Raw genomic sequence first — 12,541 nt, forward strand, 5'->3', positions numbered from 1 at the left:
GGGCCGGAACACCTACAATTTGAGGATGAGCCAGCCCCAACCCCGACGAACCATTCGTGAACTCCCCGATGTGCTGATCAGCCAGATTGCGGCGGGTGAAGTCATTGAGCGCCCGGCCTCCGTGGTGCGTGAATTGGTCGATAACGCCCTCGATGCGGGTGCGCGCCACATCACGCTGCGCCTGTTGGGCGGTGGCATTCGCTTGATCTCGGTCGAAGACGATGGCTGCGGCATCCCCGTCGAAGAATTGCCCGTGGCCTTGAAACGCCATGCCACCAGCAAGATCGTCAGCTTGGAAGATTTGGAATCGGTGGCCACCATGGGCTTTCGCGGCGAGGCCCTGGCTGCCGTCAATTCAGTGTCTGAAATGAGCCTGTTGTCTCGGACCGAAGGCGCTGCCACAGCTTTCTTGTTAGATGGACAAACCGGTGAAGTCAGGCCTGCTGCGCGTGCCGTGGGCACGACGGTGGAAGTGAAGGAATTGTTTTTCTCAACACCTGCCCGCCGGCATTTTTTAAAGTCAGAAAATACCGAACTTGCGCATTGCATTGAAGCCGTCAGACGCCATGCCTTGGTGCGATCAGAGGTGAGTTTTGCCATTTGGCATGAAGGCAAAATTGTGGAGCAATGGCGCAGCCATCCTGGCGAAGCCGGTTGGAACCAACGCTTGGCCGATGTGCTGGGCGAAGACTTTGTCGCATCCTCTGTCAACATCGATTTCAGATCAGGCCCCGTGCATGTGCGCGGGCGCGCAGGTACACCCGACGCAGCGCGTGCGCGTGCCGACCAACAATTTGCATATGTCAACGGCCGCTTTGTGCGCGACAAAGTGATCACGCACGGTGCGCGCAGTGCCTACGAAGATGTGCTGCACGGCCAACGGCAACCGGTGTATGTGCTCTATTTGCAAATGGACCCCACACGCGTCGACGTGAACGTGCACCCCACCAAAATTGAAGTGCGATTCAGGGACAGCCGCGAAGTTCATCAGGCCATGCGGCATGCCATTGAACGTGCTCTGGCCGTGCCACGTGCGCAACTGTTGACCGGCGCCAATACCAACTTGCCGCAAAGCAAGTTAGACCCAGACGCCGCCGCTTCATTTTTAGGCCCAACACCCAGTGCCCCTGCGACACAAAGCACTTGGTCGCAGCGCGGCATGGCCTTTGGCAGTGATCAGAGCAATCGCAGTGACCATGACCCTGCCAAAGCCATGGCCGACCTCAAAGCGCTTTGGGGCCAGACTGATCAAATTCAAGAACGCACACCGAGTTGGACGCCAAGCAGTGACAAGGCACCTGCAACGCTTTCACAAAATGAAAATGCTGCACAAGAGTGGCCTTTGGGTCGCGCCATTGCGCAGCTTCAAGGCGTTTACGTCTTGGCTGAAAACAGCCAAGGCTTGATCGTGGTTGACATGCATGCAGCGCATGAACGCATTGTTTATGAACGGCTCAAGCAACAACTCGACACCACACGCATCACCAGCCAACCGCTTTTGATTCCCGCATCGTTTGCCGCCACACCCCAAGAAATCGCCACCGCAGAAAACTGCGCCGAGGTGCTGCAACAGTTGGGCCTCGAAGTGTCTGCGCTGTCGGCCAAAACTTTGGCAGTGCGTGCCGTGCCCACTTCTTTGGCGCAAGGTGATGCCGTGGAATTGGCCCGCAGCGTTCTGGCCGAGTTGGCCCAGCACGATGCCGCCACCGTGGTGCAACGTGCGCAAAACGAAATCTTGGCCACCATGGCTTGTCATGGTGCGGTGCGGGCCAATCGCAAGCTCACCTTGGACGAAATGAACGCCTTGTTGCGTCAGATGGAAGCCACCGAACGGTCAGATCAATGCAATCACGGCCGCCCCACTTGGCGACAGGTCAGCATGCGCGAATTAGACGCCTTGTTCTTGCGAGGCCGTTGATGTCCCACACACCCACAAGTTCACGCAGCCAAGCCATGACGGTGCTACTGCTGGCACTGCTACTGGGCTTGCAACCGGTCACCACCGATTTGTATTTGCCTGCCCTGCCCGCCTTGACCCAAAGCTTTGGGGCCAGCATGGTGCAGGCACAACTCACCCTCACAGCCCTGCTCCTCGCTTTCGGCACCTCTCAATTGGTCTGGGGTCCTTTGTCCGACAAATGGGGCCGCAGACCCGTTTTGTTGGGCGGCATTGCTGTCTACGCGGCATCGGCCATTGCGTGCGCTTTGGCGCCTGACATTGAAACCTTGATTGCAGGCCGCACGCTTCAGGGCGTGGCCATGGGCGCTTGCGTCATGGCCGCACGGGCCGTCATTCGTGATTTGTACGAGCCCGTACAAGGCGCCAAAGTGATGTCCCAAGCGCTGTCGGGTTTGGGTTTGATTGCTTGCACATGCGTGCCCGTGGGTGGCTACCTCACGGATTTGTTGGGATGGCGTTGGGCTCTTAGCAGCTTGGTCATGTTTGCTGCGCTCACTGGGGTCCTGATTTACTTTTATTTTGACGAGAGTTTGAAGCAGCGCAACCCGCATGCACTTCAAGCCAAGACTTTGTGGGCGTCGGTCAAGCACATTGTTCGCAACCCCACGTTTCAGGCCTACAGCGCCCTCTCTACGGCATCCTTTGCAGGTCTGTTTACTTTCTTGGCCACATCGTCTTTTGTGTTTACGCAAAGCATGGGCTTGAGTAAAACGGTGTATGGCCTGCTAATGGTCTCGATGTCGCTGTCCTACATCGTTGGCACTTTTTTCTGCCGCTGGTTGTTGCTGCGCATCAGTGTGCAAACTTGTGTGTTTGTGGCCAGCTTTGTGAGCTTGTTTGCCGGTTTACTTTTAATGCTGGTGGCTTATGTTGGCCCTGGCCAATCTTGGTTTGGTGCATGGGCCATCATGGTGCCCATCAACATCTTTTTATTGGCCCATGGCGTGCATCAACCTTGCGGCCAAAGTGGCTGCATCGCCCCTTTCCCTGAAATGGCTGGCACGGCCTCGGCACTGAACGGTTTTTCAATGATGCTGGTGGCTTTTGCCATGGGCACCTGGATTGGCACGCACATGACAGACCCCCTTCAAGCCATGGCCCAGGGCCTCATGCTCTGGTCCGCATGCTTAGCCTTGATCGGCAGCTTGGCTGTTCGCAGAATTCCATTGCCGCGAATGACTTCGTCTGCACCAAAGTCCACCACGCCATGAAAGTTCGTGCGCTCGCCATTGCCGGACCCACCGCCAGCGGCAAAACAGGCTTGGCCTTGGCCATCGCAGCGCATTTGCAATCACGCGGTGGCTCAGAGATCATCAGCGTGGACTCCGCTTTGGTCTACAAGGGCATGGACATTGGCACAGCAAAACCCACACAAGAAGAGTTGGCCACCGTACCGCACCATCTGATTGACATTCGCGATCCGTTGGTTGCCTACAGCGCAGCCGAATTTGCGCGCGATGCGACCAGCTTGGTGAACGACATTGCAAGCCGTGGCAAAGTTCCCTTGTTGGTAGGCGGCACCATGCTGTACTTCAAAGCCATGCTAGAGGGTTTGAACGACATGCCTGCTGCCGACCCTCAAGTCAGAGCCCAAATTCAAGCAGAAGCCGAAGTGGCTGGTTGGCCCGCCATGCATGCGCAACTTCAAGCCGTCGATCCGCAAACAGCGGCAAGATTGGCACCTGCCGACAGCCAACGCATTGCCCGTGCGCTGGAGGTTTTTAGAATCTCTGGCCAGCCTTTGTCGAGCTTTCAACACAACATCAGCACGACCAACACAAGCCCTGAAACATCTGAAGGCCAAGCCCCAACAAACGCACTGAACTTCCACAACGTCCCCATGCTGAGCCTTGAGCCTCTAGATCGGGCGTGGCTACACCGCCGCATTGCGCAACGCTTTGACGACATGTTGGCGCAAGGATTTTTAGATGAAGTGAAAGCCTTGCGCGCGCGAGGCGACTTGAACATTGACCTGCCCTCTATGCGCTGTGTGGGGTATCGCCAAGCATGGGAGGCACTCGATGGCAGCCTGCCCATGGCGGAACTGCGAGATCGCGGCGTCTTTGCGACCCGTCAATTGGCCAAGCGACAACTCACTTGGCTCAGAAGCATGCCGCACCGGCATGTGCTGCAGGCCGATGGCACGGATGTCTTGGCGCAAGCGTGCCAATGGGTTGAAGCGCAACTGGACTGATTCAATCCCAATTTGCTTTGCCGCGCAGCGCCTTGGTCTGCCCCCTTTTCACTTTGCTTTCGACACGCTTCACTTGAGAGCTGCGGGTGGGCCGTGTCGCTTTGCGTTTCTTGGGAACCACCGCCGCCATTTCCAACAAATCGTGCAATCGCAGCAGTGCCGCCATGCGGTTCATGTCTTGGCTGCGGTGTTCTTGCGATTTGATCACCACCACCCCGCCTTGGGTAATGCGATGGTCAGACAAAACGAGCAGCCGTTCTTTCAATACCATGGGCAAACTGGAAGCGCGAATGTCAAAGCGCAATTGAATGGCGCTGGCCACCTTGTTCACATTTTGCCCCCCTGGCCCCTGTGAGCGGATGGCCGTGAGCTCAACCTCATCGGCAGGAATGTGAAATATTGTCATGAAAAACCCTGAATATGCAGCTTCTGATGCCCTTGTACCGCGTGCGTTGATTGTGCCTCGCTTAAACTGAGTGCTTAACTACCTCAAGGTGTTCCTATGGCCAAAGGTCAACAAAAATCAAACAAAGAATCCAAGAAACCCAAAAAGGACACCTCTCCACCCAAAACCATCGCAGTGGACACCGAGCGTCCCGTTCAAAAAATCACGGCTGTGATTCCCCGTGGCAAAAAACCAATTTGAGATAGAACTGCAATAAACGATGAGTGATTCAGCGCAAAGTCTTTGGCCCCAAGCGGGCTATGCACAACTGAAGAAAGACGCGAGGGGTCACCTTACCGTCACCGACGATTTTCTAAGAGTTTTACTGCTGCGCCCTGAATTGGCGCCCATTGAGAGCTCTTGCAAGCATGAAATTCAAATTCATGAACGCTTGCTGGAAAATCCGCGCCTGGATTTGCAAGCAGCCGACTTGGCCCAGATTCAAGACCGTGATGCCGCCGACAACATGGCGGTTTGGTTGCGTTTTCGCAATCGCATCTTGGCGCACGCCACCCTAGAAGCCAGTTACTGGGCTTTGTTTGAAGGACAAGGCGTCGATGTGCCCCCCATCTTGGTGAATCAAATCACGCAAGTGCTGGTGCAACATGTGCTGGGTGACGACTGCACGCCCCTAGAAGCACGTGCCGCAGAATTGCTGTTCAGAGCACAAAAAATTTCTGTCCTTGACGATGGCTCGGTCATGGCTGCTGACCATGAAACAGTGGAACGGCATGCCCTTGAAAGCGGCTTTGGCAGTGTGGGCGAGTTACTGAAACAAGGTGGCATCCCACTTCGCACTGTCGATCTGGATGTGATTCAAGACAGCAACGAAGACAGTTACTGGGAGCGCAGTGAGCGCTTTGACATGGTGGCCTGCCTCAATCTGGGTCAACCCCTCATCGACGCTTTCTGCCGCGTGCTGGAACGTTGGATTGTGCATTTCACCAGCGCCAGCGTGCGCATTGCCACTGCCCGAGAAATTGAAGATGCCCATTGGGTGTGGCATGTGGGTTTGGATGCGCAGGCCAGCAGCATGCTCAACGACTTGTACAACGGTCAGAGCATTGACGAAGACCGGCAACGTCGCATGCTGTGCTTGTTTGTGCTGAACTTTGACAACGCCAGTGACATGCTACAAGACGTCAGTGGCAAACCGGTTTATATGGCCATGGCCATGGACCCACAAAATCTTCTCAAAATCAAACCGCAAAACTTACTGTTGAATTTGCCCCTTGCACGAAGGTCTTGAACATGAACGCATCGCAGATCGTCTTGAGTTTGGTCTTGGCGACCATGGTGTTTTCAGTTGCGCTAGAACTGCGCCTCGAAGACTTCAAGCGTGTTGCACAAGAACCCAAAGCTGTCATCTGCGGCCTCATTCCTCAATTCATTCTGTTGCCCGTTGGCACTTGGGTGGCCACGCTGTTGCTCGACCTCCCGCCCAATGTTGAAGCCGCCATGATTTTGGTGGCAGCTTGCCCTGGCGGTAGCTTAAGCAACGTGGTGACCCACATGGGACGCGGCAACACCGCTTTGTCGGTCAGCATCTCGGCTGTTGCCAGCCTCATTGCGCTGTTTGCCACGCCCTTCAACTTCAGCTGGATGATGGCAGCCAACCCCGAGACAGCCTCGTGGTTGAAAGAGTTGTCGATCGATGCATCTGGTATTTGGATCAGCTTGTTTTTGCTGCTGGGTGTGCCCCTCACATTGGGTTTGATGGCCTCGCATCGCTTGCCAAGCTTGACCGAGCGCATTCGCAAACCGCTTGGCAATTTTTCACTGATTGCACTGCTTTTGTTCATCGTGGCAGGCCTTATCAAAGAGCGTCAATTGCTCACACTGGGATTGCTGCCCACATTGCTTTTGGTTGTTTTGCACAACGCCAGCGGCTTGTTTTTTGGCTGGATCACCAGTATGGTGATGGGTGTGAGCGAACGCGATCGCCGCGCCGTCATGATTGAAGGCGGCATGCAAAACTCTGGCTTGGCACTGGGCATCATTGCGGTGCAATTCAACAGCGACTTGGGCATGGTGACATTGGCCAGCCTGTGGGGCATTTGGCACATTGTGAGTGGCATGTCCTTGGCGTATTTGTGGAGAAGAAAAGATGCTCGATTGCTTGATTAAAAACGGTACGGTGGTCGACGGCACAGGCCAAAAACCTTTCATCTCAGACGTTGGCATTCAAGGTGGGCGCATCACCCACATCGGGCAGATCAACGAAGTCGCCAAAGAAACCATCGATGCCACCGGTTTATGGATCACACCGGGCTTTGTCGATTTGCACACCCACTACGACGGTCAAGTGACTTGGGATGAATGCTTCACCCCCAGCATTTACCACGGCGTGACCACCGTGGTCTTGGGCAACTGCGGCGTCGGCTTTGCGCCCAAGCGTCCTGGCGCTGAAGACGATTTGGTCAAACTCATGGAAGGTGTGGAAGACATTCCTGGCGCCGCTTTGCATGAAGGCATTGTGTGGAACTGGGAGAGTTTTACAGAGTACATGAATGCTTTGGCCGCCACGCCTCACAGCCTCGACTTTTTGGTGCAAGTGCCACACGACCCGCTGCGCATGTACGTCATGAAAGAGCGCGCTTTGGCCAAGGAAGTGGCCACGCCACAAGACATTGAACAAATGCGAGCCTTGCTGCGCGAAGCATTGGAAGCCGGAGCAGCGGGCTTCAGTACGGGTCGCAGTGACAACCACCGCACCTCAGAAGGCAAGGACACCCCTGCGGCCGAGGCCAGCCATGCAGAGCTGACCGGCTTGGCCAAGGCCTTCGAAGGTTTGAATCACGGTGTGGTCCAAATGGTGAGTGACTACAACCTGCTGAACGGTCCTACCGAATTTGATGCCGAATTTGACTTGGTCGAAGCCATTGCAAAAGCCAGTGGCAAATCGCTCTCACTGACTTGGCTGCAACGTGACCCGGGTGGTGAGCAGTATTTGCGCATACAGGAACGCGTGGAACAGGCTGTGGCTAATGGCCTGCCCCTCTTCATGCAAACAGGTGCACGCGGCATTGGCGTGTTGAATGGCTTGGACGCCAGCTTCCATCCCTTCATGGGATTCCCTTCTTACAAAGAAGTGGCCCACCTGCCTTTGGCTGAACGTGCTGCTGCCTTGCGCGACCCCGCCAGAAAAGCCCGCATCCTCTCAGAAAAGTCTGAACGACTGGCTGGCGATGGCAGCTCCATTCCGCCATTGGTCGACATCTTGTTGGCCAAGATCGACATGATCAGTGGGCGCATGTTCCCACTCGAAGTCACTTTGAATTACGAACCCTCCGTGATGGAAAGCTTCTTGGTACGCGCGAAGCAAAAAGGTGTCACACCTTTGGAAGTGATCTACGATCATTTGAGTGCAGGCGATGGCAAGGGTTTGATTTACTTCCCCATCTTCAATTACAACGAAGGCAATCTCGACACTGTTCGCAAAATGTTGGGTCACCCCCGGGCATTGAGCGGTCTCAGTGATGCAGGTGCGCATGTGGGTACTGTGTGCGATGCAAGCTTCACCACGTTCATGCTGACGCATTGGGTTCAAGGACGAGGCAAGGACACTTTGCCCCTCGAGTCCGTGATTGAAATGCTGACCCGGCGCAATGCCAACTACTTAGGTCTCAAAGACCGCGGTGTTTTGGCGGTGGGCATGCGCGCCGACATCAATGCCATTGACCCGCAAAAATTGAGTGTGGGCTTGCCTGAGTTGGTTCACGACTTACCAGCAGGCGGCAAACGCTTTCTGCAAAAGGCGCATGGCTATGTGGCCACGTGGGTAGCGGGTGAGCAAGTTCAGCGCCATGGAGAAATTACTTCTGCACGGCCAGGGCACTTGGTGCGCATGTCATGAATGGTGGGTGCCTGACCACTTAATCTTTTCGCCAAGCGGGCAGCACCCAGTTGTTCCAAATGGCCAGCATGCGAAACACAATGGTGATCACGGCGCAAACCGTCATGCAAAACCAAGGCTCTGCATCAACTGCAGCCAATACAATGTAAATGACACCACCGGCTACCGAGCACAAAGCGTAAGGCCGGTGGTCTTTGAAAGACACTGGAATTTCGTTGCAGACAATGTCGCGCAACACACCGCCAAAAATGCCTGTGATGGTACCCATCAGAACAGCCACAGTAGGCGACATGCCCAGCGCCAAGGACTGGGCAACACCCGATGCCGTAAAAAGCCCCAGTCCTAGCGTATCGGGCCACTGAATGGTTTTCTCCGTCAGCTCGAAGTGCCTTTGTCGCATGAAGGTAATGGACAAAATGCACAACGCCAGAACGGCCCACATCACAACTTCGTTTTCCACCCAAAAGAACGGGCGCTGATCAAGCAAAATATCACGCAGAGTGCCGCCACCAAAGGCTGCCAAAAACCCCACAACACAGACACCCACCACATCCATGCGTTTGCGCGCTGCCTCCATAATCCCTGACAATGCAAAGGCCAAGGTGGCCAGCAATTCAATGCTGGGCAACAAGGTGGAGCCCCATGTTTCGAAACTGTTCATGAGCGATACTTTAATCCAATAGACGCATTCCAGAACAGCCAATCAATCCAAAGAACCAAGCTTATGATTCGCCCTCACCTCCGACTGGCCGCCGTTGAAACGCCCATCATCCCCACCATTGCGGCCTTGGTCAGGAACAACCCTGGCACCATTTCGCTTGGACAAGGCGTGGTCAATTATGGTCCGCCCGGAGAAGCCATTGCCGCTCTGCCCAGCATGATGGGTGATGGCAGTTTGCACAAATACTTAGGTGTCAGTGGCCACCCCGGTTTGGTCGAAGCCATCCAAGCCAAGTTGGCGCAAGAAAACCAAGTCCAATTGGGCACAGATGCCATGCTGATGGTCACAGCGGGCAGCAACATGGCCTTCTTGAATTCAGTCTTGGCCGTGGCCGATCCCGGTGATGAATTCATCTTGCCGATGCCGTTTTATTTCAACCAAGAAATGGCCATCCGCATGTGCGGTTGTGTGCCTGTTCCCGTTCCGGCCAACGACGACTGGAGCCTGAACGTTGATGCCATGGCGGCCGCCATCACACCCCGCACGCGCGCCATCGTGACCGTGTCACCCAACAACCCGACAGGTGCCGTTTATTCAGAGGCCTCCTTGCGTGCCATCAACGCGTTGTGCGCTCAGCATGGTCTCTATCACTTCAGTGATGAGGCTTATGAATACTTCACCTTTGAAGGCGTGAAGCACTTCTCACCTGCCAGCATTCCAGGTGCCATGAAGCACACCTTGTCTTTTTACTCCATGTCGAAGAACTACGGCATGGCCAGCTGGCGTGTGGGCTACGTGGTGTTTCCATCAGACCTGTTTGATGCCATGAACAAGGTGCAGGACACCAACCTCATTTGTGCGCCGATGCCCTCTCAGCTCTTGGCATTGCAAGCCTTGAAACAAGGCAAGCCTTGGGTTGAACCCAAAGTAGAGGCTTTAAGCCAAGTGCGCCAAACGGTTTACAAGACGCTCGAAGGTTTAGGCGACTTGGTGCAATTTCCCAAAACGCAAGGTGCGTTTTACGTGCTGATGAAACTGCCAGGTTTAGCGCAAGGCACTGAACCCATTGCGTTCAACCGCGCTATGACAGAGAAGTTCAAAGTGGCGTCCATTCCAGGTTTTGCGTTTGGTCTCACGCAAGTGCATGAAGCCAACTACCAGCGATTGTCATACGGTGCATTAGACGCAGCCAGTGTGGCTGAAGGTGTTCAGCGCTATGTGGCTGCAGTACAAGATTGGTACGGTAAGCGCTAAGCCGCGCGCCATGACAACTTACTGAAGCCCACCTTTTAGCGCATCAGGCACTGGCAGAGGCATGACCTCAATGCCCTCTTCCAACAAGTCTTTCGTTTCTTCCATCGAGGCTTGCCCTCGAATGTTGCGCTCTTCCGATTCGCCGTAGTGCATCTTGCGCGCTTCTTCGGCAAAGTTTTGTCCTACATCTTCCGTATTGGCAATAACGTGCTTGACCATCTTCATCCAAGCTTCTTGAACCATCTCTGCTGCTTCAGGATGCACTTGCGCCAACCCAGCAGCGACGGCTTCAGCAGTGATCTCCGATGGCACATTGGACGCAGGAGGGGCATTTCCCGTGTTGGTTGATGGCTCTTCTTGAGGTTCAGGTTTGGCCGAACGAGGCTCTGCTGCACCCAAATTCAAACGCGGTGCAGATGGAAGTTTGCGCACTTCGGTGTTGGCACACATTGGGCAAGCCACCAAGCCTCTTTCACGCTGGGACTGGTAATCTTCCTCTGAACCAAACCACCCTTCAAAGGTGTGCAGGCCTGCGCATTGAAGGTTCAAAACTTTCATAACGTGCTCACACAAAAGAAAAGCTGAAGCGCACGGGTCGCTTCAGCTTGGCTTGGATCAGATGGGCGTGCATCTGATGGGCCCTGTTCAATTGGCCAACATCTGGGCCACTGAGCGTGCGCACAGTGACATCAAAGCACCGGGCACAATGCCCAAGACCAAGACGAGCAAACCGTTGATGGACAAGACCATGCGCACGTCGGCGTCAGCGGTAACGGTGGTTGCCGTCACCGCCTCATCAAAGTACATCACTTTGACAACGCGCAAATAGTAGAACGCGCCAACCAAAGACATCGCCACGGCAAACACGGCCAGAGCGATGTCGGCTGTTTGACCAGAGGCTACCAAAGCTTGCAACACAGACAGCTTGGCATAGAAGCCCACCATGGGTGGAATACCGGCCAAGGAGAACATGCAGATGGCCATCACGCCAGCGTACAAGGGGCTGCGGTTGTTCAGGCCAGCCAAGTCGGTGATCTCTTCGCTTTCAAAGCCTTGACGTGCCAGCAGCAAAATGATGCCGAAGGTTGCCAAGGTGGTGAGAACATAGCCCACCACGTAGAACATGGCAGAGCTGTAGGCGTTGGCGCCCATGGCTGCATTGCCACTGACCACGCCAGACATCAGGCCGATGAGCACAAAGCCCATTTGCGCGATGGTGGAGTAAGCCAACATGCGCTTGAGGTTGGTTTGTGCAATGGCAGCCAAGTTACCGACCAGCAATGAGGCAATGGCCAACAGCGCCAGCATTTGTTGCCAATCAATGGCCAATGGCAGCAAGCCCTCTACCAACAAACGAATGACAATGGCAAACGCTGCCAATTTGGGCGCACCAGCAATCATGAGGGTTGCAGCAGTTGGCGCACCTTGATAAACGTCAGGCACCCACATGTGGAATGGCACCACACCCAGTTTGAAAGCCAAACCGGCCACCACAAAGACCAAACCAAAGACCAAGACTTGGTGCTTCACTTGACCGCTTGCAATGACTTTGAACACAGTGGCCAGGTCCAAAGAACCCGTGGCGCCGTACAACATGGACATGCCGTACAACAAGAAACCAGAGGCCATGGCACCCAATACGAAGTACTTCATGGCAGCTTCTGTGGCTTGGGTGTTGTCGCGGCGCAATGCCACCAAGGCGTAGCTCGACAGCGTGAGCAATTCCAGGCCCAAATACAAGACCAAGAAGTTTTGGCCGGAGATCATGACGCACATGCCCAGCAGCGCAAACACCGACAAGCTGAAAATCTCGCCACCGCGCAACATGTCGCGCTCTGCCGCATAGGGGCGTGCATAGACCAAGGTGACCATGACGGCGATGGTGGCAAAACACTTGAGCCAATGGCCCATGGGGTCGGAGACCACCAAACGACCAAAGCCATAGAGCGTGTGGCCGGCATCGGCATAAAACGCATTCAGCAATGCCACGCCACCCAAGGACACCAAGGTTAAAACGTATGTCACAGTGCGCTTAGGGCTGGTGACCAACAGGTCTACCAAGGCAATGACGCAGGCCATGACCAGCAATGCGATTTCCGGATACACCGTCGTCCAGCTGGTTGAGTCAATCATGTCAATTCTCTCTATCTTTAAGTTTCAGCGGCGCAATG

General features: G+C 54.9%; 12 protein-coding genes. 8 read left to right on the top strand and 4 right to left on the bottom strand.

The features are described 5' to 3' along the window. Nucleotides 1–25 precede the first annotated feature (25 nt). From mutL to miaA, 3 genes are read left to right on the top strand one after another with little or no spacing between them, the layout of a single operon-like run. On the top strand, nucleotides 26–1,918 hold the full coding sequence (gene mutL, locus B9Z46_RS02430; RefSeq protein WP_108254405.1) for a DNA mismatch repair endonuclease MutL: 1,893 nt from the start codon (nucleotides 26–28) through the stop codon (nucleotides 1,916–1,918). Beyond that, nucleotides 1,918–3,171 carry a Bcr/CflA family efflux MFS transporter gene (locus tag B9Z46_RS02435; protein WP_233245885.1) on the top strand — a complete coding sequence of 418 codons (1,254 nt, stop codon included), beginning with the start codon at nucleotides 1,918–1,920 and terminating at the stop codon, nucleotides 3,169–3,171. Before mutL ends, B9Z46_RS02435 begins: the two co-directional genes overlap by 1 nt. Then, the gene (gene miaA / locus B9Z46_RS02440; protein ID WP_108254406.1) at nucleotides 3,168–4,154 is read left to right on the top strand and encodes a tRNA (adenosine(37)-N6)-dimethylallyltransferase MiaA; all 987 of its coding nucleotides are present in this window, start codon (nucleotides 3,168–3,170) and stop codon (nucleotides 4,152–4,154) included. Before B9Z46_RS02435 ends, miaA begins: the two co-directional genes overlap by 4 nt. A 1-nt stretch (nucleotide 4,155) precedes the next feature. On the opposite strand, the gene arfB is transcribed toward miaA, so the two are convergent. Beyond that, a complete protein-coding gene (arfB, locus tag B9Z46_RS02445; RefSeq protein WP_108254407.1) occupies nucleotides 4,156–4,560 on the bottom strand; it encodes an alternative ribosome rescue aminoacyl-tRNA hydrolase ArfB in 405 nt (134 codons plus the stop codon). Between the two features lie 96 nt (nucleotides 4,561–4,656). Here arfB and B9Z46_RS15190 point away from each other — a divergent pair, with 96 nt between their 5' ends. From B9Z46_RS15190 to B9Z46_RS02460, 4 genes are read left to right on the top strand one after another with little or no spacing between them, the layout of a single operon-like run. After that, the gene (locus B9Z46_RS15190) at nucleotides 4,657–4,800 is read left to right on the top strand and encodes a hypothetical protein (protein ID WP_197274916.1); all 144 of its coding nucleotides are present in this window, start codon (nucleotides 4,657–4,659) and stop codon (nucleotides 4,798–4,800) included. A gap of 19 nt (nucleotides 4,801–4,819) precedes the next feature. Then, the gene (locus tag B9Z46_RS02450) at nucleotides 4,820–5,848 is read left to right on the top strand and encodes a DUF6352 family protein (protein WP_231717700.1); all 1,029 of its coding nucleotides are present in this window, start codon (nucleotides 4,820–4,822) and stop codon (nucleotides 5,846–5,848) included. Between the two features lie 2 nt (nucleotides 5,849–5,850). Then, nucleotides 5,851–6,726: a bile acid:sodium symporter family protein gene (locus tag B9Z46_RS02455; protein WP_108254408.1), complete on the top strand. Its 876-nt coding sequence runs from the start codon at nucleotides 5,851–5,853 to the stop codon at nucleotides 6,724–6,726. After that, nucleotides 6,707–8,455: an amidohydrolase family protein gene (locus B9Z46_RS02460; protein WP_108254409.1), complete on the top strand. Its 1,749-nt coding sequence runs from the start codon at nucleotides 6,707–6,709 to the stop codon at nucleotides 8,453–8,455. Before B9Z46_RS02455 ends, B9Z46_RS02460 begins: the two co-directional genes overlap by 20 nt. 19 nt (nucleotides 8,456–8,474) lie before the next feature. Here B9Z46_RS02460 and B9Z46_RS02465 read toward each other — a convergent pair whose 3' ends face one another. Then, nucleotides 8,475–9,116: a trimeric intracellular cation channel family protein gene (locus tag B9Z46_RS02465; protein ID WP_055360356.1), complete on the bottom strand. Its 642-nt coding sequence runs from the start codon at nucleotides 9,114–9,116 to the stop codon at nucleotides 8,475–8,477. A gap of 63 nt (nucleotides 9,117–9,179) precedes the next feature. On the opposite strand from B9Z46_RS02465, the gene B9Z46_RS02470 reads away from it, so the two are divergent. Continuing rightward, nucleotides 9,180–10,370, top strand: a complete 1,191-nt coding sequence (locus B9Z46_RS02470) for an aminotransferase class I/II-fold pyridoxal phosphate-dependent enzyme (RefSeq protein WP_199220532.1) — start codon at nucleotides 9,180–9,182, stop codon at nucleotides 10,368–10,370. A gap of 18 nt (nucleotides 10,371–10,388) precedes the next feature. On the opposite strand, the gene B9Z46_RS02475 is transcribed toward B9Z46_RS02470, so the two are convergent. Together B9Z46_RS02475 and nuoN are read right to left on the bottom strand one after the other, a co-directional pair. Then, the gene (locus tag B9Z46_RS02475; protein WP_108254410.1) at nucleotides 10,389–10,928 is read right to left on the bottom strand and encodes a DUF1178 family protein; all 540 of its coding nucleotides are present in this window, start codon (nucleotides 10,926–10,928) and stop codon (nucleotides 10,389–10,391) included. A gap of 87 nt (nucleotides 10,929–11,015) precedes the next feature. Continuing rightward, nucleotides 11,016–12,503 (bottom strand): NADH-quinone oxidoreductase subunit NuoN, encoded by a 1,488-nt coding sequence (gene nuoN / locus B9Z46_RS02480; protein ID WP_108254411.1) that lies wholly within the window; start codon nucleotides 12,501–12,503, stop codon nucleotides 11,016–11,018. Nucleotides 12,504–12,541: the final 38 nt, after the last annotated feature.

It is taken from the genome of Limnohabitans sp. Hippo4 (genome assembly GCF_003063605.1).
In the GTDB taxonomy this organism is placed as follows: Bacteria; Pseudomonadota; Gammaproteobacteria; order Burkholderiales; family Burkholderiaceae_C; genus Limnohabitans_A.

Coding starts and splice junctions, on each gene's coding strand:
- mutL (WP_108254405.1), top strand. CDS start 26: ATGAGCCAGCCCCAACCCCGACGAACCATTCGTGAACTCCCCGATGTG.
- B9Z46_RS02435 (WP_233245885.1), top strand. CDS start 1,918: ATGTCCCACACACCCACAAGTTCACGCAGCCAAGCCATGACGGTGCTA.
- miaA (WP_108254406.1), top strand. CDS start 3,168: ATGAAAGTTCGTGCGCTCGCCATTGCCGGACCCACCGCCAGCGGCAAA.
- arfB (WP_108254407.1), bottom strand. CDS start 4,560: ATGACAATATTTCACATTCCTGCCGATGAGGTTGAGCTCACGGCCATC.
- B9Z46_RS15190 (WP_197274916.1), top strand. CDS start 4,657: ATGGCCAAAGGTCAACAAAAATCAAACAAAGAATCCAAGAAACCCAAA.
- B9Z46_RS02450 (WP_231717700.1), top strand. CDS start 4,820: ATGAGTGATTCAGCGCAAAGTCTTTGGCCCCAAGCGGGCTATGCACAA.
- B9Z46_RS02455 (WP_108254408.1), top strand. CDS start 5,851: ATGAACGCATCGCAGATCGTCTTGAGTTTGGTCTTGGCGACCATGGTG.
- B9Z46_RS02460 (WP_108254409.1), top strand. CDS start 6,707: ATGCTCGATTGCTTGATTAAAAACGGTACGGTGGTCGACGGCACAGGC.
- B9Z46_RS02465 (WP_055360356.1), bottom strand. CDS start 9,116: ATGAACAGTTTCGAAACATGGGGCTCCACCTTGTTGCCCAGCATTGAA.
- B9Z46_RS02470 (WP_199220532.1), top strand. CDS start 9,180: ATGATTCGCCCTCACCTCCGACTGGCCGCCGTTGAAACGCCCATCATC.
- B9Z46_RS02475 (WP_108254410.1), bottom strand. CDS start 10,928: ATGAAAGTTTTGAACCTTCAATGCGCAGGCCTGCACACCTTTGAAGGG.
- nuoN (WP_108254411.1), bottom strand. CDS start 12,503: ATGATTGACTCAACCAGCTGGACGACGGTGTATCCGGAAATCGCATTG.